Below are 22186 nucleotides of genomic sequence, written 5' to 3'. Positions count from 1 at the left end.
TGTCATTCTTTGGGCCCTTTCGGGCCCCTGTCATTGCTATTGTCGGTGCTGCGCAGTGCGGCTGTCATCGACGCTGCTGATCTGTTCGATGACCTCAAGGCCAAAGCCCGCCAGCGCCGAAAAGCGCCAGGGCGAGCTTAAAAGACGCATTCTGCCAACACCCAGGCTACGCAAAATCTGTGCCCCGGTGCCGATACTCAGGTAGTTGCCGGCGCCGTCGGTCTGCGGATCCTGAGTTCGCGGGCGCCGCGCCAGGAAAAGATCCAGCTGATCACGAAAATCTGTCATGCCACGCTGGTCGGCCAAAAGCACCAGCACGCCGGTGTCGCTGGCAGCAATCTCGGCCAGCGCATCGCGCGACGACCAGCTCTGATGGCCGTCACGGCGCATCCCCAGCAGATCGCGCAGGGCATCGGCAACGTGCACGCGCACGGTCGTGGCCTGGTCGCTCTCGGGAGAGCCCTTGACCAGCGCCAGGTGATGAGAGCCCTGAATCCGATCGCGAAAGCAGTGCAGCTGAAAGGGGCCGGCGTCCGTTTCTACCGGATGTGACTCCACGTGTTCAACGGTCTGCTCATTGTGAATGCGGTAGTGAATCAGATCGGAAATGGTGCCGATCCTGATGTCGTGAATGGCCGCAAAGCGCTCAAGCTCCGGGCGCCTTGCCATGGTGCCATCCTCGTTCATGATCTCGCAGATCACCCCGGTTGGCTCGAAACCGGCCATCGCTGCCAGATCACAGGCTGCTTCAGTATGCCCGGCCCGGCGCAGTACGCCGCCGGCTTCTGCCATCAACGGAAAGATATGGCCGGGCTGGACGACATCGCCGGGTCTGGCGTCGCGTGCCGCCGCTGCCTGCACCGTGCGTGCGCGGTCGGCAGCCGAGATGCCGGTACTGACACCGGTGGCCGCCTCGATGGACACCGTGAATCGGGTACCAAAACCGGAACCGTTGTCATTGACCATCAGTGACAGGCCCAGCTGCTCGCAACGCTCACGCAGCATGGGCTGACAGATCAGGCCACAGGCATAACGGGCCATGAAATTGATGTGTGAGGCCTCCACACACTCGGCGGCCATGATCAGATCGCCTTCATTTTCACGATCCTCGTCATCCATGAGAATGACCATCTTTCCCTGACGGATATCTTCAATCAGCGCTTCCACGGAAGCGAAGTTGCCCGTTGACTGACTCATAACGCTTGCCGGCTAAGCCGCTCCTTTCGATGCAGGGTCGCTGGGATGAATATCAACATTCGCCACCGATAGCAGCGAACATGCTCAATCAGGATGTTTCGTCGTCATTCACGGGGCGCGCGATAATACGCCAGTCAGGGCCGAAGGCGCGAACATCAACGATCGAAAGCTGTCGACGCTGGGACAGTTTCTCAAGCCCCGGCAGGGTCAAAAGCCCGCGCGCCTCATCACCCATCAGTATCGGTGCCATGTAGATGACCAGCTCATTGACCAGCCCCGCATCAAGCATGGCACCGCTCAGGCGCGAGCCGCTTTCGAGCAGCACTTCGTTGCACTGTTCGACATCAGCCAGATAATGCATCAGTGCTTCAAGGTCGACCTGGCCGCTTGGCCCGGCTGTCAGCGTGACCACTTCAGCACCGGCAGCCACCAGCGTTTCCCGCCGGCGAAAATGATCGCGATTATCAAGCGCACCGGGCCCTGTCGGCGAAACAGTGGCCACCAGCGTACGACCCGGTTCTGTCAGACAGCGGGCCGTGGCAGGCAGAGACAGGGTCGAATCGACAATGACCCGCAGTGGCTGACGCAACCCTCTTTCGTGGGATACCTGAACGGCGTGGGAATCAGGTTGGCTGCCAAGCTGCTCAGCGCGTACGGTCAATCGACTGTCATCGCGGATGACCGAGGCAACACCGCTGAGAATCACGCTGGAGCGCGCCCGCAGATGCTGCACATCGCGACGGGCGCGCTCACCGGTAATCCATTTGGACTCGCCGCTGGCCATGGCCGTGCGTCCGTCCAGGCTCATCGCCATCTTGAGGCGAACATAAGGCAGCGAGCGCGACATGCGCGAGATAAAGCCCACATTGAGCTCGCGCGCATCTGCCTCAAGCATGCCGACCCGAGTACTCACGCCTGCAGCTTCCAGCATGGCAATGCCGCGGCCGGACACCTGCGGGTTAGGGTCGAGCATGGCCGCCACGACAGCGTCCACGCCCGCCTCCGCTAACGCCTTGGCACAGGGACCGGTACGGCCGTAATGCGAACAGGGCTCCAGTGTGACATAGGCCGTAGCGCCACGCGCAGCCTCACCGGCGGCGCGCAGGGCATGAATTTCGGCATGGGGTTCGCCGGTCAGCTCGTGCCACCCTTCGCCCACAATTTGATTGCCGCGCACCAGCACACAGCCTACCCGCGGGTTGGGATCGGTCGTATAAAGCCCGCGGCGCGCCAGATGCAACGCGCGAGCCATGTAATCCTCGGGTTGCCCTGTCACGTCCGGTCTTTCCTTTACGCTGCAAAAGGGTACTACCGCGCCTTCTGCGGTGTCCTCAATGCTCATGAGACTCCTGATCCCTGCCCACCGGGTCGGCAGCCGATGACGGCGCAGACTCACTGGAAAGGCGTTCGATTTCGGCGCGAAATTCATCAATGTCCTGAAAGCGCCGATACACTGAAGCAAAGCGGATATAGGCGATCTGGTCCAGCGCCCTGAGCTGGCCCATGACTTCTTCTCCAATGGCGAGTGCATTGATTTCACGCTCGCCACGGGCGCGAAGACGCTGTCGGATACGCTCGATGGCCGCCTCGATGTGCTCACTGGACACCGGACGCTTTTCCAGTGCCCGCAGCATGCCGGCACGAAGCTTGGCAGGATCAAAGCTTTCGCGTGAGCCATCGGCCTTGACGACGCGCGGCATGACAAGCTCGGCGGCTTCATGCGTGGTGAAGCGCTCGCCGCAGGCCAGACACTGGCGACGTCGGCGGACCTGATCACCGTCAGCCACCAGTCGGGAATCAGTGACTCGCGTATCCTGCGCACCGCAAAAGGGGCAATGCATGAGTGTTCTCTGTCCCGTCGATGAAAGGCCCGGCAACCGGTGCCCCGAGCGCCCTGTCCAGTGTCAAATGGTGACCCGTGGCCATGAAAAGGTAATGCGCCATGGGCAAGGCAGCAGCCTGCCATACCCTGACCTGATCCGTTCTACTGGCAAGCGTTGCGACATGTCGACGCATACCGGGACCCATTATTGTAACGTTTTACCCTGTGTTCGGAAACGCATCCCCATGCCATGGGCGCGAACGTGCATGTTTATCCGTTAAAAAGACGCTCAAGGCCTGCTTTCTTCAGTGTCGCCCGGACGCCACAACGGCGGCTGCTGCAGTTGAGCGCTATCATCTACAGCGCTATTTTGAAGCCGTGGACGTCTACCGACAGAGAAAGCACATGAACATTATCTCCTGGATTTTCGCCAGCATCGCCGTGGGCATGCTGGTCAATTTGATCATTCCCCGGCGCCTGAGTGTCGGCTTTCTCGGCACTGCCGGCATGGGCGTACTGGGCGGCGTGGTACTGGCCTTTCTTGTGACGGTCTTTGGCTTTGCCGCCGAACTTGAATTTGATGTTCGAAGTCTTGCCGCCGCCGTTGTTGGCGCCCTGGGCGGGATCGCGGTCATGACGCTCTGGGTGATGCGTTACGACAAGCGTTAATTCTCGATAGCACTTTGCAATCAGTGACATACTGCAATACAGCCTGCTTGCCAGTTCGTGTTTGCCCATCTAATCTTACGATCGGCGCGGAAAGAAATCTTAAGGAACAATGTTTCTTTTCGGCCTTTGACACTGGAAACTGCCAGATACGAAAAACGGCAAGGAGCTGCTGACTATGGGTATTATCGCGTGGATCATCTTTGGCCTGATTGCAGGTGCCATCGCCAAGTTCCTGATGCCCGGCAAGGATCCCGGTGGCATTATCGTGACCATCATCATCGGTATTCTGGGCGCTGTGGTCGGTGGCTGGATCGGTACCGCACTGGGCTTTGGCAGTGTCGATGGATTCAATATTGGCAGTTTTGCCGTGGCCGTGATTGGCGCTCTGGTGCTGCTGTTTCTTTATCGTGTGGTTAAAAAGTAGCGCCAACAGAAAAGTGGCCGCTACACGCCTGATCAAAAACGTCGCCCCGCAATAGCGGGGCGACGTTTTTTTTAACCACTACTCATTGCGCCATGAAGAGCTACTCGACCGTATCGATGTCCCTGTCCTGACGCCGATCGTGCCGGCTTTTTAAAAGACTGGCCACGGTCGTCACCAGCAAAATACCGATAATGACAGACAGGGATAACACGGTTGAAATATGCGGCACCCATGCCAACGGCTGGCCATCGTTGATAAAGGGCAGCGTGTTTTCGACCATGGCATGCATTACCAGCTTTACCCCGATGAAGCCCAGAATCAGCGACAGCCCGAAGCCCAGATACACCAGCCGATCCAGCAGGCCGCCCAGCAGGAAATAGAGCTGCAAAAGCCCCAGTAGCGCAAAGGCATTGGCAGTAAAGACGATATAGGGTTCCTGGGTCAGGCCGTAAATGGCCGGAATGGAATCCAAGGCAAACAGCAGATCGGTCACCCCCAAGGTCAGCACCACCAGAAAGAGTGGCGTCAGCACGCGCTTGCCGTTTTCCCGTGCCAGCAGCCGCTGCTCGTGGAATTTATCGGTCACCGGCAGATGGCGCTGGGCAAATTTCACCAGCGCATTGGGCTCAAACTCATCGGCGCCCTGCTTTTTATGCTGCGCACTCTCGATCGCCAGCTTGAAGGCGGTATAGAGCAAAAAAAGCCCGAAGAGATAAAAGACCCAACTGAACCGATTGATGGCCGCCGCCCCTACGGCAATGAAGATGCCGCGCATGATCAGCGCCATGATAATGCCGATCAGCAGCGCCTTTTGCTGATAGATTCTGGGCACCGCAAACTTGGCCATGATGATGGCAAAGACAAACAGATTATCGACCGACAGGCTTTTCTCGGTAATGAAGCCGGCAAAGTACTCCACCCCGTGATCATGCCCCCATACCTTCCAGAGCCCAGCGCCGAAAATGGCGGCAAGACTGATATAAAAGACTGACCAGAGGGCGGACTCACGCAGGGTCGGTGCGTGCGGCTTACGCACATGCGAGAAGAAATCAAAGATAAAGATGGCAGCGAAGCCCGCAACAGTGGCTTCCCATACCCAGACAGGAACGTTCATACCTGGTTCTCCGGCAAAGATGATTTACCGGAGGTCTCTTCCGCCCAACGTTTGCCAGCATCTTTTGTGGCAACCCCTCTGGACCAGCGGCACCGGGCAACTGTCTGGCGACAGAATACCGTGATGACGACACCGCTGTAGAAAAACGCAGGCTTGATCACAAGCACTACGCCCTGCAGGGAATACTCCCCTCCTTGACAGCGGCAAGTGTCAGCCAGGTTTTACATCAGTGCAAGCTTATAATTAATCCTTAAGGTTTTTTCAGGCTCAATACCGTTTGAATTTCCATGCACCAGGGGCTTTGATAAGAACATGACAACAATATAAGACGGAGCCCTGCCATGTCTGCCGCCTCTCCTGCCATACCGCTTTCCCGCAGTGATTTCCTCGCCCGTGCCCGTGTCGAACTGAACCTTGTCTACGGCGAACACGCCCCTGACATTCTGCAACGCCTGGAAGCGCTGATCACCCAGCATCAGCAAGGGGTCACTTGCGAGCCACGCCCGCTATGGAGCGAGCAGACCCAGATGATGATCACCTATGGCGACAGCATCATCGAAGGCGAGGACAGCGTCCCGCTGGAAGTGCTGGAGTGCTTCATGCGCGAGCATCTCGAGGGTACCTTCAGTGCCGTCCATATCCTGCCCTTTTTCACCTGGAGCAGTGATGACGGCTTCTCGGTCATCCATTACCGCAGGGTCAGCCCCAGCGTCGGCGACTGGCCACAGGTGCGCCACCTGGCCGGGCGCTTTAACCTGATGTTTGACCTGGTCATCAACCATGTCTCGCGGGAATCGCTGTGGTTTATCGACTATCTCGCCGACACGCCGCCGGGGCGAGACTACTTTATCGAGCTGCCCGAGCAGACCGACGTGCGCAGCGTCACCCGCCCGCGCAATACACCGCTTTTGACCCCGGTATCGACGCGGCGCGGCATGCGCCATGTCTGGGCGACCTTCTCCGAGGATCAGATCGATCTCAACTTTGCCAACCCCGATGTCCTGATCGAGATGGTCGGCGTGCTGCTGTACTACCTGAGCCAGGGCGCGCGTCTGATTCGACTTGATGCCATCGCCTACCTGTGGAAGACACTGGGCACGAGCTGCATTCACCTGCCTCAGACCCATGCCATTGTGCGACTGTTGCGCGCCGTCATGGAACACGTGGCGCCCGGGGCACTGCTTTTGACCGAAACCAACGTGCCGCATCATGAAAATCTGAGCTACTTCGGAGCCGGTGATGAAGCCCACATCATCTATCAGTTCACCCTGCCGCCGCTGTTGCTGCATACCCTGACCACGGGCGATGCCCGAGCCCTGACCGAATGGGCCGCCACCCTGCCCCCGTTGCCGACCGGCTGCACCTACCTCAACTTTACCGCCAGCCACGACGGCGTTGGTGTCCGGGCGCTCGAAGGACTGCTGCCACGTCATGATATCGACGCCCTGCTGGAGCTGATGCAGCGTTTCGGCGGCTTTATCAGCATGAAGACCGACCCGGATGGCCAGGACTCGCCCTACGAGATCAACATCACCTACTTTGATGCCCTCCAGGGGACACGACGTGGCGCCGACGCGTGGCAGATCGCCCGTTTTATCTGCTCGCAAACCATCATGCTGGGCCTGCAGGGCATTCCGGCCGTTTATATTCACAGCCTGCTGGCCACGCTCAATGACCATGAAGGCGTCACCCGCACCGGTCGACTGCGCGCCATCAACCGCAAGCGCTGGCAACGCGAGGCGCTTGATTTACTGCTGGAGGCCTACAGCACACCGACCCATATCGTGTTCGAGGCATTGACGGCGCGCCTGAAGGTCCGTCGTGAGGAGCCCTGCTTTCATCCGGACACGCCGCAGAAGATCATTGACCTGGGGCCACACTTTTTTGCCTTCCTGCGCGGCCCGCTGCCTGACGGCCGACGCCTGCTGGCCGTGCACAACGTGACCGACAAGCCCCATCCGCTGCATCTTCCCGAAGCTTACGCCAACCATCACTGGCGTGACCTTCTCGGGCGCATTGATCCCGACGCCGAATCTCCTGTGCTCAAACCCTATCGCAGCTGCTGGCTGATCAATGAGGACCAGGGGCCGAGGACCAGGCTGAAAGTTTGAGCTGCAATGTCCGCTTCACCGGGCTGCAACAACAACCGCTCAGGATGCAGGGTGCCTGGCGCTATTCATGACGGTCCCATTGATGACAGCCCGGGCCATGACAACCAACAACTTCCTGCAAGGACGCCCCCATGTCATTGTTCTCTCGTCTCCCCTCGCCCTGGAGTTTTCATCAGGACGCCCAGCAGCTCAACCACGGCCCTGGGCTCGTTACCCACTGGACCGAGCAGTGGCGCTCACCCTTCGAGTCACTGCGCACACGTCTTGACAGCCTGCTCGACAGCATCAACGACAGGCTTTTTCCAGCAACGCCTGCCCAGCCGCCCGCCACGGAAACGCCGGCGACGCCGGGATCACTGCTGATCACCGAATACGTCGAAGGCAGTGGCTACAACAAGGCGATCGAGCTGACCAACCGCGGCGGTAGCGACCTCTCGCTGGAAGGCTTTACGCTGTCGCTCTATTCCAATGGCAACACCGAAGCCAACGCGACACTGGATCTGGCCCGGTATAGCAACCTGGCCCCCGGAGATACGCTGGTGCTGGCCAACGCCCAGGCCGATCAGGCCATGCTGGACCGCAGCGATGCCACCAGCAGCGTCATCAACTACAACGGCAACGATGCCATCGTTTTGACCAACGCCGAGGGCGAGACGCAGGATATCGTCGGCACCATTGGCGATGACGCGTACTTTGCCCGCGATGTCACCCTGCGCCGTGATGAAAGCATTACCGAGGGCAATGACCGCTTCGAGGCGTCCCAGTGGCAGGAATACCCGCAGGACACCTTCGACGGGCTGGGCAATGGGGACGCCCCGGGTGATGCATCTGACAACGAGGTCCCGGGCGATGATTCACCGGACAATGGCGTGCCAAACAATGACGGAGACAACATGGATCTACCGCCCGTAGAGCTGATTTCCACGATTCAGGGCAGCGGCATGAGCAGCGAGCGCGTGGGTGACGAAGTCAGCGTCGAGGCCATCGTGACGCTGGACGCTCGCAACGGCCTGAACGGCTTTTTCCTGCAGGAGGAAGACGCCGACCGTGACGGTGACAAGACGACTTCCGAGGGGATCTTTGTCTACCTGCCCGATGACAGCAACGTGGCCGATTTTACCGTGGGCGACCGGGTCCGTCTGACCGGCACGGTCGAGCAGTACCAGGGCAAGACCGAGCTGACCGATGTGAGATCACTGGACGTCACCGCCCGGGATCAGCCGCTGCCCACGATCACCGAACTGGACCTGCCCATCGAGGACAAGTCGACGCTTTCCGCCCGCGAGAGCATGCTCGTGAGCATCACGGGCGAAGACGGCACCCCGCTGACGGTCACCGACACCTATGAGCTGGGTCGTTACGGCACGGTCACCCTCTCAAGCGGCGGGCGCCTTGAGCAGTACACAGAGATCAACGCGCCGGATCAGGCCGGCTATCAGCAGTGGCTGGACCAGATCGAAAGCCGCTCGATCATCCTCGATGACGCCAGCAACGCGCAGAACCCGGAAGAAATCCTGTTCGGCCGCGGTGGCGAGCCGCTCTCGGCAGACAACACCCTGCGCGGCGGCGACACGCTGGCAAACGCCACCGGTGTGCTCGATTTTGCCCACCAGCAATGGCGCATCCAGAGCGACCAGGGGCTCGACTTCCAGCCTGCCAACCCGCGCCCCGATCAGCCCGATGCTCAGGCACTGAATGATGCCCCGCTCAAGGTGGCCTCCTTCAACGTGCTGAATTACTTCGAAACGCTGGACCAACCAGGCCATCAGATCACCACGCCTGAAGGTACCGAGCACAGCCCGCGCGGCGCCAACACCGAGCAGGAACTGACCCGGCAACAGGACAAGCTGGTCAGTGCCATCAATGACAGCGGTGCCGATATCGCCGGGCTGATGGAAGTCGCCAACGATGGCTATGGGGCAGACAGCTCGATTGCCGGACTGGTCGAGGCGCTCAACGCACAGGGCCAGGCGCAGTGGGATTACATCACCCCCCGCGACGAGAACGGCAACGTGGTCTCCCCCGGCAGCGACGCCATTGCCGTAGGGCTGATCTACCAGAGCGACAGCGTGACCCCTGAAGGTGAGGCGGCCATCAACACCAGCGGCGCCTTTGCCACCGGCAACCGGGCGCCCATGCTGCAGACCTTTGCGGACAACGACAGCGGTGAAACCTTCTCGATCGCGGTCAATCACTTCAAGTCCAAGGGCAGCGTGATCAACGGCGAGGAGGCCATCGGTGACGGCCAGGGCAACAACAACCCGACCCGGGTCGAGGCCGCTGAACAGCTGGCCGCCTGGATCGGGACCGATCCCACCGGCAGCGGTGACAGCGATGTGCTGATCATCGGTGATCTCAACAGCTACGCCATGGAAGACCCCATCACCACCCTGCAAAACGAGGGCTATACGCTGCTGGATGACGACTACTCCTACAGCTTTAACGGCCAGTGGGGCTCGCTGGATCACGCGCTGGCCAGTGAATCGATGAGTGATCAGATCACCGGTGTTACCACCTGGCATATCAACGCCGATGAACCGATCGTGCTGGACTACAACACCGAGTACAAATCGACCGAACAGATCGAGTCGCTCTACGGTGACGGCCCCTTCCGTGCTTCGGATCACGACCCGATCATCATCGGCATCGACCCGAGCGTTGATGCTCAGCAGGCCGTCGGCTTCTGAGCCTTGAAGCCCACACCAACAGCCACAAAAAAGGGCGCCATCACGGCGCCCTTTGCGTTGCGGTCTTTTTTATTGTCGTCTCTCGCACGTTTCGTTGTCGTTTTCCTGAACCGGTGCCCCACTCGGATCACTGATCGATGATCAGGCGACCGCCAGCTCGCTGCCCTGCAGCTGGGTATCGACACCCACGACATCGACGGTGGGCAAATCGGAGAACTCAAGACCCATGGCCGCAGCCAGTCCCTGACCGACTTCGGTGTTGTCCAGAAGGCCGGCAAAGATGTCAGAACCCGGGCCGGAGGCATACAGCGGCACGTTTTCGGCCGTGTGGTTGTCGGAACTGAAGCTCATGCCACCGTATTCGTTGAGCGTCTGCGTCAGGGCAGCAAGGCCTGCATCCGCATCGTCGGCCGACAGTACTGCCGTGAGCTCTTCGTCGGTAAGCACAACGGCACCGCCGGTCATCTCGGCCACGGTGTCCTGCATGATCTCGGCAACACCGCTGTCATTACCGCTCATGCCGGCCACATCGATACGCTCGCTGGCCTCGTCGTACATCTGCTCGTAGGTACCAGTGAAGCTCTGATAGATCGAGGCATTGTTGTCCAGCGTGGACTGCGCTGACATGCCACCGGTTTCATGATCCGGCGCGATCACGATCAGCGTGTCCGGGTTTTCCTCAGAGAACTGCTGGGCAGTTTTTACCGCATCTTCAAAGGCCAGGGAATCGTTCATGGCCCAGCCGGCATCGTTGGCATGTCCGGCCCAGTCAATCTGGCTGCCTTCGACCATCATGAAAAAGCCGTTTTCATTCTGTGACAGCGTGTCCAGCGCTGTCTGGGTCATCTGGGCAAGTGTCGGCTGGTCATCACCGCTTTCACCGTAGCTGGTGTCCATCGCATCATCCGCGAACAGCCCCAGCAGACGATCGCCTTCGGCATTTTCCAGATCGGTGGCGTTGCCGACGAAGGTATAACCCTGGGCCTCGGCCTGCACCAGCAGGTCGCTGGCAGCCATGCCGCCGTTCTCTTCAGAGGTGAAGTACTGCAGACCGCCACCCAGCATCACATCAAGCTGATCGTTGTCGATGAACTGCTGGGCAATGGTCGTGGCATCGTTGCGATCATCCACATTGGCACCAAACACGGCAGGCGTGGCATGGGTCACGGACGACGTGGAGACCACGCCAGTGGATTTGCCGGCCGCCTGGGCCAGATCCACGATCGACTCCAGGTCCTGGCCGTCCGGCGCAGTGGAGATCCTGCCGTTATCGGTTTTCTGACCCGTGGCAAAGGCCGTGCCCGCCGCTGCAGAATCGGTAATCAATGAGTTGGCAGAATGCGTCTTGATGGCGCCGGTCAGCATGTTCTCTGCTTCCCAGGCCGGCAGTTCCTCGCCGCCCTTGAAGGTCCGAAAGGCGGTGGAATAATCCGTGCCAAAGCCGTCCGGCACCATCAGAATCACGTTCTGTGCCAGGCCGTCATTGGCAGGGGCTTCAGGCTCCGGCATTTCAGGAGAAGGCATGCCGGGCTTGTCATTGCCGCCAGCCAGCACGTCACGGAAGGCGTCACTCAACTGGCCCAGCGCCTGACTATAGCCATCCAGAATCGATTTTGTGGCATCCAGAAAGGCCGGTACCAGCGCAGGCTCTGACGCCCAGAGCGTATCATTGCCGGACCACAGGTTTGATAGCGGTGACAGTGACTGAAAGGGAGAGAACATCGCAGAAGGTGCGCTGCCCAGTGTCATTGCGTTGCTGCCATACATCGCGCCGGTGCTGCCAAACATGCCGTTGCTGTAGCCAAACATCGTCATTCTCCTGGAGGATAAAGCATGCCTGTCGCGCATCAGGCGCAGACATGATGATCAGGTACCCATGAAATGATTTTCCCGGTACCCGCGAGCTTCTGCAGGCATTGATCGCCTCTCAGAATGCACCGTCATGCTCGCCCGCTATCCATGACGGTTTGCCTCCATTGAGGTGACACTCAGGTTTTAAATGGCATCGATTGGAAATGATACGTAACCGTTCGTTACGACGGCGCATGGCTTTCCGACAGCACATCATCACGGGGCGGCCCGATGATCTGTCCAATCAGCGCCATCGTGTCGGTCATGTCCTGCGTCCCGAGGCGCCCGGCAGCGGCCTGAAGATAAAGCCTGTCGAGCAGCAGCTGTCGAAAGGCATCGACATACTGGATACGCTGATCGTAAAGCGTGGCGCGGGCATCCAGCACATCCACGAGATCACGCAGCCCCAGTGCCGCCCCGCGATCGGCGGCTTCCAGATAAAGCTCGCTGGAGCGGATCGCCTGGGAGAGCGCCTCAAGGCGTGACAGGTTGCCCTGAATGCCGCGATGGCGACGGCGCAGTTCCTCCAGCGCCAGGCGTTTTTGCTGATGGACATCGGCGCTCTGGGCCTGGCGGCGCAGATCGGCCTGGCGCACCTCGGCGCTGGTCGCCCCACCCCGATACAGATTCATGCGCGCCTGGATCACCGCCGAGCGATCCTCGCTTTCACGGTAGGGGTCATCACTGTTGCGATCCGACCAGGAAAGATTGAGCGAGACTTCAGGGTAATAACTGCCCTGGCGGACGGCCTGTACGGCCTGAGCCACTCTGAGCTGCTGATCAGCCAGACGCACCTGTACGTTGTCGTCAATGCCGTCCTCAAATCCGGCCAGTGCGGCGGGTTCGGGCCATTGCGCCTGCGCCAGTTCCAGCAGCGAAAAGCGGGTAAAGTCCGGCGACTCACCGGTCAGCCGGGCAAGCCGGGCCTGGGCGTCAGCGTATTCATTGCCGGCCAGGGCGATTTCGGCATGCGCCTGATCCAGTCGGGAGCGTGCCGCCAGCAGATCGATACGATCACCAATGCCCAGCTCATAGGCGCGCGTGGCCTGTTTGACCTGGAGTTCGAGCGCACGCTGCTTGCCTTCCAGCAGGCGATGCTGCTGGGCGCTATAAAACCCTGCCATGTAGGCGTCCGCAGTCTCCAGTGCCAGCTGCTGCTCGGCGATCGCCAGCTGGAGCTGTGCGGCCTGCACCTGTTCTCGCGACTGTGCCAGCGTTCGCCAGCGCTCCATGGAAAAAAGCGGCTGGGTCAGCTGTAGCTGTGCGGTGCTATCCGTGGAATGACCGCGACAGCGCGCGGCAAAATCATCTCCCCCGAATAATTCACCGGTCCGAGGATTTTCCTCACAGGAGTCGGCACCACGGGAGTAGTAGTTGTCACTATCGGTATACCCATACGAATAGGTCAGGTCCACGGTGGGCAGCAGTCCGGCCCTTGCCCGCGACGTTTCAAGGCCTGACGCCTCGGCTTCAAGCGACTGGCGCTGCAGCTCGGCGTCGTATTCACGGGCATGGGCGTATAACGCCGGCAGAGAAGGAACAACAACCTGTCCTGTTTCCCCTCGCGCCTCGCCTGCCATGGTCAGGGGAACCGGTGCAGGATCGGCCACAGCAGGTGCGGCGATGAGCGTCGAAGGCAACCACACTGCTCCCAGCAACAGCGCACACAGACATCCGGACCTGGAGTAAGTAGACGAAGGCATGGATCAATCCTGACGAACAGCGCGGGCCAGCATGTCGGTGACCGGCGCCATGAGATAGCCCATCAGGGTCCTTTCACCGGTGCGCAACATGACCTCTGCCGGCATGCCCGAGAGCAGCTGCATCTCATCGGTCATGCTTTCCTGCCCGGCCTCGGAGACCCGCACTCGCCCCCGGTAATAGGACGCCCCGGTGGATTCATCCTGAAAGCTGTCGGCCGAAACGTTGATCAACTCTCCCTCTACCACGCTGGCACGGCGCTGATTGAAGGCGCTAAAGCGAATCTCGGCAGGCTGACCGACGTAGATGTTATCGATGTCCTGAGCGGCAATGCGGGTCTCGATCAAAAAGCCCTCGGCACTGGGCACGATATTCATGACCGGCCGCCCCGGCTCCAGCACGGCCCCCAGAGTATGCGTTTCAAGTCCCACAACCGTGCCACTGACCGGCGCCCGAAGCTCGGTACGACGCATCTGATCGGACAGTGCGGTCATGCGCTCGGAAGTATCACCAATCTCGGACTGCGCCTGACGCAGCGCCTGCCCCACCTCCTGCTGATACGCCTGTCGCCGCGTTTCCATCCTGACCCGATTTTCGCTGATCTGTGAGCGCAGCTGGGCAATCTGCGCCTTCGAGGAGGCGCTGTCCGAGTTGAACTGCATGATCTGGCGCTCGAGTTCACGCACCCGCTGATTATTGCCCAACCCTTCACGGAACAAGGCGCGATAGTCCCCGGCTTCGGCACGCAGTGACGCGATGCGCTCGTTGTTAATGGCCATGGTCTGCTCAAGCCCCGAAATCTGCTCGCGAAACTGCCGGCTTTGCTCGTCAAGACCTTCAAGCTCTCCCTCCAGAGCCTGACGGCGAGAGATAAAAAGGCTCTGCTGTACCTGAAGCATCTGTGCAAGACGCGGATGGTCCCGGGCCATGTCCGTCAGCTCGGCGGGAAATTCGAGCTGATCAAGACGCTGCTGCTCGGCCATCAGACGCGCCTCCTCGGCGCTGGCCATGAACCAGCCGGTACGGGCAATGGCGTACTGGGAACGCGCCTGGGTGGCATCCAGCACCATCAGCACATCGCCGGCCTTGACATGATCGCCATCATCCACGTTGATCTGCGAGACAATGCCGCCTTCCAGGTGCTGTACGGTCTTTTTGAATGACTCGACCGAGACGGTACCGGTGGCCACGACGGCCACCGCCAGATTGGCCAGCATCGCCCAGCCGCCGAAGATGCCAAAGGCCAGCAAGACAATGATCAACCCGGCGCGACGGGCACCGCGATCGCTGATGGGTAGTTCCGCGCGCGTGTTCATGAAGGAGGCACCGGACGTGGGGGATGATGGGCTCATTGGTTACCTGCCGCCGTGGTCTGTGCATCAGGCGCTGCAGGTGGCGTCGGTCCGGCGGATGTCATGGGACGCACGTTGGCCGGCTTTTGCGCCTGAAGATGGGTCACAACCTGATCGCGCGGGCCAAAGGCGCCGATCTGGCCCTCCTTCATCACCAGCAGCTTGTCCACGGCCTTGAGCGTGGCCGGTCGATGGGAGATGACAAACACGGTGGTTTTCATCTGCCGCAATCGGGCCAGCGCCTGAATCAGGGCACGCTCGCCGCTGTCATCCAGACTGGCGTTGGGCTCATCGAGCACCACCATGACAGGCCGGCCGTAAAGCGCACGCGCCAGGCCAATGCGCTGACGCTGGCCACCGGACAGCGCACCGCCGCCCGAGGTAATCGGTGTGTCATACCCCTGGGGCTGTTGCAGGATCATCTCGTGAACACCGGCCATGCGGGCAGCTTCGACCACCTTCTCGGCATCCACCTCGCCCAGACGGGCAATATTGTCACTGATGGTGCCATCAAAGAGCTCAATATCCTGCGGCAGATAGCCGATATGCGGCCCCAGTGCTTCACGCGGCCACTGGGCAACATCTACCCCATCAAGACGCACGGTGCCGGTCTGGGCCGGCCAGATGCCCAGCAGCACCCGGGCCAGCGTCGACTTACCCGACGCGCTGGGGCCAATAATGCCGACCTGCTCGCCATGGCCCAGCACGAAGTTGATGCCCCGCAACGTGGGCAGCCGTACGCCCGGCGGCGCCGCCGACACGCCTTCGACGCGAATATCTCCCCGCGGGGCCGGCAGGGCCATGCGCTCCTCCTCGGCCGGCACTTCCCGGAGCAGGGCTTCCAGACGCTGGTGCGCCGAGCGCGCGCTCACAAACCCCTTCCAGGCACCGATCATCTGATCGATGGGCGCCAGCGCTCGCCCCATCAGAATGGACCCCGCAATCATCATGCCGGGGGTGAGGCTGTCCTGTAGCACCAGCCAGGCGCCCAGCCCCAGAATCAACGACTGAAAGGCCAGTCGCAGCACCTTGGACAGGTTGGCCAGCGTCCCGGCACGGTCGCTGGCCTGCGACTGGCGAACCAGATAGTCATGATGACGCTGCGCCCAGCGCGCCTGGATGCCCGACAGCATCCCCATTGCGTGCAGCACTTCAGCGTTGCGCAGGTTGGCACTGGCCAGCTCCTGGGCCTGAATCTGATCGCTGCCGGCCTCGGCCAGCAGCTTGCGCGTGGCACGTTCGTTGGCCAGCGCCAGTGCCAGCAGCACCAGCCCGGCCACGATGGCAAACACTCCGAACCAGACATTGAACAAAAAGAGTACGGCGATATAGACCGGCATCCACGGCGCGTCGAAAAAGGCAAAGAGACCGTTGCCGGTCAGAAACTGACGCAACGTGGTGAGGTCGTTGAGCGGCTGCGCCGTCTGTTGCCCGCCACGCAGCAGGCTGCGTCGAAACATGGCCCGGTAGACACGCGTATTCGTCAACGTTTCCAATCGATTGCCGGTGCGCACCAGAATGCGTGAGCGCACCAGCTCAAGCCCGCCCATGACCAGAAACAGAAACATCACGATCAGCGTGAGCATGATCAGCGTGTCGACACTGCGCGTGGTGATGACCCGGTCATAGACCTGCAGCATGTAAAGCGGCGGCACCAGCATCAACAGGTTGATGCACATGCTGAACCCTCCCACCGACACAAACGAGCGTCGGCAGGCTTTCAGGGCCAGGGCCAGATCAGTGGACGTGTTCGCTGCTGCCATGCTTACCTCAGCTTTTTTTTGACCCTGCCGTCGCTTGCTGCGGCTGCCCGGGGATAGACACAGGGCATCCTGAGCAGAACGCATGACAGAAACATGACAGTGCCAGCGCAGGGCCGGCACTGATGTGTAGATAAATGTAACGCTAGACGTCGCCGGCGTTATCGGCCTCTACTGCGTCATACATGCGCTCAAGCATATCGGGGAAGGCGGACTGCACCCGGCTCCAGCTGGGGATGAAGGGCTTGTCACGCGGGCTTTCAAGGAAGGTAACCCCGGCTTCCATGATGCTCTGCGCGAACAGCTCCACGGCCTGCTCTTCGCTGTGACGATCGACCTTGAGACCATTCATCATCGCATCGTGGTAATAGTTCTCGATGATATCGAGCGCGGTGCGGTAGTAGGTGGCCTTGAGCGTGCGGAAATGAGCCTCGTTCATGGTCACACCCAGCGTTGCCAGCTTGCGATAGAGCGCCTTGGCAATGTCGGTACTCATGCGATAGAGCCCGGTGGAGGCGTCTTCCGGCGAGAGCGGCTGATGCTTGTGGTCGTAGTTGTCGGCAATGTCGACCTGACACAGGCGTTTGGTCGAGTAATTACGGTGCACTTCCGAAAGCACACCGATCTCGAGCCCCCAGTCGCTGGGAATGCGAATGTCGTTCAGCACATCGGCGCGCATGGCGAACTCGCCCGACAGCGGATAGCGATAGCTGTCGAGGTAGTTCAGATAATCCAGCGGACCGTGGATCTTTTTCAGTGCGCGCAGCAGTGGCGTCACCATCAGCCGCCCGACCCGGCCGTTGAGCTTGCCCTCGGCAATGCGGGCGTAATAGCCCTTGCAGAATTCGTAGTTGAAGTGCGGATTGGCCACCGGATAGAGCAGGCGCGCCAGCATCGAGCGGTCATAGGTGGTGATATCGCAGTCATGCAGCGCTATCGCTTCGGCACGACCGGAGGAGATGGCATATCCCGAGCAGAACCAGACATTGCGCCCCTTGCCCGGCGCCGGCGGCGAAAGCGATTCGGCCGCCAGGTCGGCATCCAGTTCCCGCAGGCGTGGGCCGTCATTCCAGAGAATACGATGGCGCTGTGGCAGGCGGGCAAAGAAGTCCCGAGCGCGAAGAAACTGATCCCGATCGGCCCGGTCCAGTCCGATGATGATTTCGCTTAAATAGTCGACATGAGAGAGCTGATCGATGATGCGCGTGAGCGCCGGGCCTTCAAGCTCGGAAAAAAGCGACGGCAGAATCAGCCCCATCGGGCGGCGCTTCGAGAAACCCATCAAATCACTTTCCAGTGCCTCAAGCGGGCGCCGCGTGAGGTTGTGGAAGTTGGTAATAATGCCGTTCTGGTAAAAATCGCTCATGATGTCTTCTCCCTGTCGCTGTCAGCCCAGCCAGTGATCAAGACCTTCCGACCATCCTGCCGGGCCCTTTTGTGTTGTTGTATAGAGATTGACGGTATCGGCAATATTGATCGCGATATCATGTTCGCCGCGAATCAGTACTGCCCTGTCGACACTTTCCAGCATCGGCACATCGTTGGGGCCATCGCCCAGCCCCACGGTCAGAGGGCGTCTGCCCTTGAGAAGATGATAGCGGTCGACCAGCCAGGCGATGGCGCGCCCCTTGCCGCTGTTGTCGCCCAGCACATGATAAAAACGCCCCCCCTGTGTCAGTGACAGCCCTGCACCAATCAACAGCAGACGAAAGCGCTCCAGCGCGTCATCACTGTCTTCCCAGATCAGGGGCTCGGAGGCCTCGCGCAGATGGGCAAGCTCTGCGTCCTGGGTATCAAGACCGGTATGTTCGGCCACTTCCTCAGTGCTGAAATCACCAAAGCCTCGAAACTGAAACCTTTCGGTGGCCCTGATGGCTTCCAGTACATTGCGGATTCGACGGTAGGATTCACCCAGCACGATGTCTGCCCAGCCTCGATCATCAGGGGTTTCATCAAGACACCAGGAGGCCGGCAGATGAATGGAGGCGCCGTTTTCGGTAATGAAGGGCGAGACAAGCCCCAGTGCCTGATGCAACACCATGACTTCCGCCGCCGTCTTGCTGGTATTGATGATCAGCGGCACTGCATTCTTTTCAAGGCGCGCAAGCCAGCTCATGGCTGGCGTGTAGTCATAGGTGGCATGGTCCAGCAGGGAGCCATCCAGATCCGTAAACACCAGCAGCGGTTGTTCAAGCGTTGACGTCATGGTGTCAGCTCTAATCGTAAAAGGCCGTTAATGGCGACAGGAAAATCAGAATAGTCTGTATGAACTTAAACACATCATATAAGGCTCGGGCATGAAAGATTGCCTACCTGTGTCAACAAACGTTGTCCTGGAAAACGAAATATCAGGATTGACGCCCCCATACGCAAAAGGCCCATCGCAGTGCGATGGGCCTTTTACGATCAATGATGTCGGCGCTTTTATACCGACCATACCGACATCATCAATAATTGAATCTTTTGTAACGCTGCTCGCTCAGGAGCACTGCTGCGGGTCGGGGAAGTGGATAGCACCACCGCCGCTACCGCCACCATGACCACCGTGACCGCCCTGGTGATAGCCGGAATGGCCGCCATGATTGCTGTCGTGCCGGTTGCTGTTCCACCAGGCAACACCGCTGCCAAGGAACAGGATAATAAGAAGTGCAATGGTTGCCTGGCTCATGATTTCCCTTTCTCCACCGTCTGATGCGGTAAATGTGAACGGAGAGAAATATGAGGCAACATTGAGTAACGATATGTGCAGATTTGCGGTCTAATCGTCAAAATAAGCCGCCAGTATCAGGGCACCTATCAGAACCTTTAAACGGGCTGTGCCAAAAGAAAAACCGTCAAATCAGACACCATAATGAACAAAAGCATGAGGAGCATTTCATCCGGCCAATACCAATGAATGCCTTTAAAGTTTAATAAATGACATCTCCTGCCAAAGAATTAATTAATCATATTGCTAACCACTTGATGTCAATCACCCTTTTCATGATCCGGCCAGGTGCCAGTATTGGGCTATCAATGTCATGATCCTTCTCATGCCTGTCATAGGGCCATGCGCATCGCGGCCCTCACATCAAGTGTCAACGCCGGGATTTTTAACGATGCAATATTCACCAAAGCGTCATTTTTTTGACGCCATGGCGTCATGGCGCATCTTCATCATGGGCGACAATATCCCACGCAGGAGAACGGTCATGACTTCCTTGTTGATGACGATGGCAGTGGCCATGGTGATGTGGTGTGGCGTCAGCCTGTGGCTGGCCAGCCGTTTTGGACGCGCAGCGCAGACACGGCAGCAACCCATGGGTGATGAACACGCCCTGATCATCATGGGCGCGGCGAAACCCCGCACCGATACCGACAGCGCCAACGATGGCGAATATGATGGTTCGGCGGTACGCATTCTTTAAGCGTTGCTCTGTCAGGCATTCAGATAAAAGGATCGCCTTCTGATAAAGCCATGGTTGGCATGCCTGTCAACGATGTATTTTAAAATCCGCTCAAGGCGGATTTTTTATGTGTCAACATTGTCTATTTCCCGAACCGTGCTGTTTTCACGTCCTGCCTGTTCCCTGACCCTGCCGCTTCGCCTTGCTTTTTCTCCTTCCTCATTTACCGCCTTTTTGAACTAAACAAAACTGCTTATCGATTTTTATAGCTTCACAAATGCCTTGATAAGCAAGGCTGCGTTAAAGTGCCGCACTTCTTTTGCATATCACCTCTGCCCATTGTGTTTTTAGTGCGCGATGGGTGGCTCACCATCAATGGCGAGCCTCAATCTGCAAGTCGAGAAAACGCCCCATGAAAAAGCAACTGACAGCTGCGCTGTGCCTGAACTTCTGTATGTTTTCAGGCTACGCGATGGCTGCTGACGACAACGAAACCATCGATGTCGCCCTGATCGGCGGCGGCATCATGAGTGCCACCCTGGGCACCTTCCTGGAAGAGCTTCAGCCTGACTGGAAGATCAACATGTATGAGCGCCTGGACCATGTGGCCGAGGAAAGCTCCAACGGCTGGAATAATGCCGGTACCGGTCACTCCGCCTTCGCGGAAATGAACTACACCCCGCAGCGTGACGATGGCAGCGTTGACGTCTCCCGTCCGCCCAAGATCACCGAAGCCTTTGAGATCACCCGGCAGTTTCTGTCCTATCAGGTGCTCAACGGCGTCATGCATGACCCGGGCTCGTTTCTCAACAATACACCGCACATGAGCTTTGTCTGGGGCGATGACCACATCGACTTCCTGCGCAAGCGCTATGAAGGCATGCAGCAAAGCAGCCTTTACAAGGCCATGGAGTACTCGGAAGACCCCGAGGTCATCCGTGAGTGGGCCCCGCTGATGATGGAAGGCCGTGACCCTTCACAGAAGGTCGCCGCCACCCGCATGGAAGCAGGCACCGATGCCGAGTGGGGTGAAGTCACTCGCCAGCTCATCAGCGCCCTGTCGGAAAAGCATGACAACTTCAGCCTGAGCACCGGCAGTGAAGTGCGTGATCTAAAGCGCAATGATGACGGCAGCTGGAAGGTCACCTGGGCGGACCTGAACGACAACGGCAAAGAGCACAGCATCAATGCCCGTCATGTCTTCATTGGCGCCGGCGGTGCTGCCCTGCCCCTGCTGCAGAAATCCGGCATTCCCGAAGGGAAGATCTATGCCGGCTTCCCGGTCGGTGGCCAGTTCCTGGTGACCAGCAACCCCGAGATTGCCAACCGTCACCACGCCAAGGCCTACGGTCTGGCCGCGAGCGGTTCGCCCCCGATGTCGGTACCGCACCTGGACAGCCGCAAGCTGGAGGGCCAGCAGCGCATCCTGTTTGGTCCGTTTGCCAACTTCTCGACGAAGTTTTTGAAGGACGGCTCGTGGACGGATCTGTTCGGCTCCATGACCACCAGCAACACTCTCCCGATGATGAAGGTCGGCCTGGATAACTTCAGCCTGGTCAAATACCTGATCGGTCAGGTGATGCTGTCCGAAGATGATCGCTTTGAGGCGCTCAAGGAGTACTACCCGGACGCCAAGCGCGAAGACTGGAAGCTGATCAACGCCGGCCAGCGCGTCCAGATCATCAAGAAGGATCCGGAAAAGGGCTCCGTGCTGCAGTTCGGCACCGAAGTGGTGGCATCAGAAGACGGCACCATGTCGGCACTGCTGGGCGCATCACCGGGTGCTTCCACTGCGCCGGCCATCATGCTGGGCCTGATGGAGCGGGTCTTCCCCGAGCAGCTGGCCTCCGATCAGTGGCAGGGCAAGCTCAAGCGCATGATCCCCTCCTATGGTCAGAAGCTTGATGGCAACGAACAGCTCACCAACGAGATTCGTGCCTACACCAGCAGTGTTCTGGAACTGGGCGACACCCAGCCCACAGCCGAGAACGCCAAGCGCATCGAAGCACTCAAGGCACGTGCCCGTGGCCAGGAGCCCGGCAGCGAGCAGGCTGATGACGCAGACAGCGAAGACACCGCAGAGACGGTTGAGAACGTCTGAGCTGCCTTCGA

General features: G+C 59.4%; 17 protein-coding genes. 6 read left to right on the top strand and 11 right to left on the bottom strand.

Features of this window, described 5'->3' with window-relative positions:
- Positions 1 to 36: 36 nt before the first annotated feature.
- The 3 genes from ribBA to nrdR form a co-directional block, all read right to left on the bottom strand.
- Positions 37 to 1197: a bifunctional 3,4-dihydroxy-2-butanone-4-phosphate synthase/GTP cyclohydrolase II gene (gene ribBA / locus IE123_RS12535; protein WP_189518688.1), complete on the bottom strand. Its 1161-nt coding sequence runs from the start codon at positions 1195 to 1197 to the stop codon at positions 37 to 39.
- An 88-nt stretch (positions 1198 to 1285) separates the two neighbouring features.
- On the bottom strand, positions 1286 to 2449 hold the full coding sequence (gene ribD / locus IE123_RS12530; protein ID WP_229819769.1) for a bifunctional diaminohydroxyphosphoribosylaminopyrimidine deaminase/5-amino-6-(5-phosphoribosylamino)uracil reductase RibD: 1164 nt from the start codon (positions 2447 to 2449) through the stop codon (positions 1286 to 1288).
- A gap of 79 nt (positions 2450 to 2528) precedes the next feature.
- Complete coding sequence (nrdR, locus tag IE123_RS12525; protein ID WP_189518684.1) at positions 2529 to 3038, bottom strand: transcriptional regulator NrdR; 510 nt, start codon at positions 3036 to 3038, stop codon at positions 2529 to 2531.
- Positions 3039 to 3424: 386 nt separating this feature from the next.
- Here nrdR and IE123_RS12520 point away from each other — a divergent pair, with 386 nt between their 5' ends.
- The gene (locus IE123_RS12520; RefSeq protein ID WP_189518682.1) at positions 3425 to 3688 is read left to right on the top strand and encodes a GlsB/YeaQ/YmgE family stress response membrane protein; all 264 of its coding nucleotides are present in this window, start codon (positions 3425 to 3427) and stop codon (positions 3686 to 3688) included.
- 175 nt (positions 3689 to 3863) lie between these two features.
- Positions 3864 to 4112, top strand: a complete 249-nt coding sequence (locus tag IE123_RS12515) for a GlsB/YeaQ/YmgE family stress response membrane protein (RefSeq protein WP_189518663.1) — start codon at positions 3864 to 3866, stop codon at positions 4110 to 4112.
- Between the two features lie 100 nt (positions 4113 to 4212).
- Here the strand turns inward: IE123_RS12515 and IE123_RS12510 are convergent, their stop codons facing one another.
- A complete protein-coding gene (locus IE123_RS12510; RefSeq protein ID WP_189518661.1) occupies positions 4213 to 5226 on the bottom strand; it encodes a TerC family protein in 1014 nt (337 codons plus the stop codon).
- 341 nt (positions 5227 to 5567) lie between these two features.
- Here IE123_RS12510 and IE123_RS12505 point away from each other — a divergent pair, with 341 nt between their 5' ends.
- Together IE123_RS12505 and IE123_RS12500 are read left to right on the top strand one after the other, a co-directional pair.
- Positions 5568 to 7337, top strand: a complete 1770-nt coding sequence (locus IE123_RS12505; protein WP_189518659.1) for a sugar phosphorylase — start codon at positions 5568 to 5570, stop codon at positions 7335 to 7337.
- A gap of 131 nt (positions 7338 to 7468) precedes the next feature.
- Positions 7469 to 10024 (top strand): ExeM/NucH family extracellular endonuclease, encoded by a 2556-nt coding sequence (locus tag IE123_RS12500; protein ID WP_189518657.1) that lies wholly within the window; start codon positions 7469 to 7471, stop codon positions 10022 to 10024.
- A 141-nt stretch (positions 10025 to 10165) separates the two neighbouring features.
- Here IE123_RS12500 and IE123_RS12495 read toward each other — a convergent pair whose 3' ends face one another.
- The 7 genes from IE123_RS12495 to IE123_RS12465 all read right to left on the bottom strand — a co-directional run bounded on the left by IE123_RS12495 (position 10166) and on the right by IE123_RS12465 (position 19356).
- Entirely contained in the window at positions 10166 to 11833 is a 1668-nt protein-coding gene (locus IE123_RS12495; RefSeq protein WP_189518656.1) for an alkaline phosphatase, read from the bottom strand.
- Between the two features lie 224 nt (positions 11834 to 12057).
- Positions 12058 to 13578: a TolC family protein gene (locus IE123_RS12490; RefSeq protein WP_189518655.1), complete on the bottom strand. Its 1521-nt coding sequence runs from the start codon at positions 13576 to 13578 to the stop codon at positions 12058 to 12060.
- A 3-nt stretch (positions 13579 to 13581) separates the two neighbouring features.
- The gene (locus IE123_RS12485; RefSeq protein ID WP_229819748.1) at positions 13582 to 14892 is read right to left on the bottom strand and encodes an HlyD family type I secretion periplasmic adaptor subunit; all 1311 of its coding nucleotides are present in this window, start codon (positions 14890 to 14892) and stop codon (positions 13582 to 13584) included.
- 32 nt (positions 14893 to 14924) lie between these two features.
- The gene (locus IE123_RS12480; protein WP_189518651.1) at positions 14925 to 16691 is read right to left on the bottom strand and encodes a type I secretion system permease/ATPase; all 1767 of its coding nucleotides are present in this window, start codon (positions 16689 to 16691) and stop codon (positions 14925 to 14927) included.
- 142 nt (positions 16692 to 16833) lie between these two features.
- Positions 16834 to 18054 (bottom strand): glycosyltransferase family protein, encoded by a 1221-nt coding sequence (locus IE123_RS12475; RefSeq protein WP_189518649.1) that lies wholly within the window; start codon positions 18052 to 18054, stop codon positions 16834 to 16836.
- Between the two features lie 21 nt (positions 18055 to 18075).
- A complete protein-coding gene (locus IE123_RS12470; RefSeq protein WP_189518648.1) occupies positions 18076 to 18894 on the bottom strand; it encodes an HAD-IIB family hydrolase in 819 nt (272 codons plus the stop codon).
- Between the two features lie 273 nt (positions 18895 to 19167).
- The gene (locus IE123_RS12465; RefSeq protein WP_189518646.1) at positions 19168 to 19356 is read right to left on the bottom strand and encodes a hypothetical protein; all 189 of its coding nucleotides are present in this window, start codon (positions 19354 to 19356) and stop codon (positions 19168 to 19170) included.
- 523 nt (positions 19357 to 19879) lie between these two features.
- On the opposite strand from IE123_RS12465, the gene IE123_RS12460 reads away from it, so the two are divergent.
- The gene (locus IE123_RS12460; RefSeq protein ID WP_189518644.1) at positions 19880 to 20095 is read left to right on the top strand and encodes a hypothetical protein; all 216 of its coding nucleotides are present in this window, start codon (positions 19880 to 19882) and stop codon (positions 20093 to 20095) included.
- Positions 20096 to 20486: 391 nt separating this feature from the next.
- Positions 20487 to 22175, top strand: coding sequence for a malate dehydrogenase (quinone) (gene mqo, locus IE123_RS12455; protein ID WP_189518642.1), 1689 nt, complete (start codon positions 20487 to 20489; stop codon positions 22173 to 22175).
- The last annotated feature ends 11 nt before the right edge of the window (positions 22176 to 22186 follow it).

Origin of the sequence: Kushneria pakistanensis, assembly GCF_014652795.1 — a bacterium.
Classification (GTDB): Bacteria; Pseudomonadota; Gammaproteobacteria; order Pseudomonadales; family Halomonadaceae; genus Kushneria; species Kushneria pakistanensis.
This window is presented reverse-complemented; position numbering and strand designations above follow the sequence as displayed.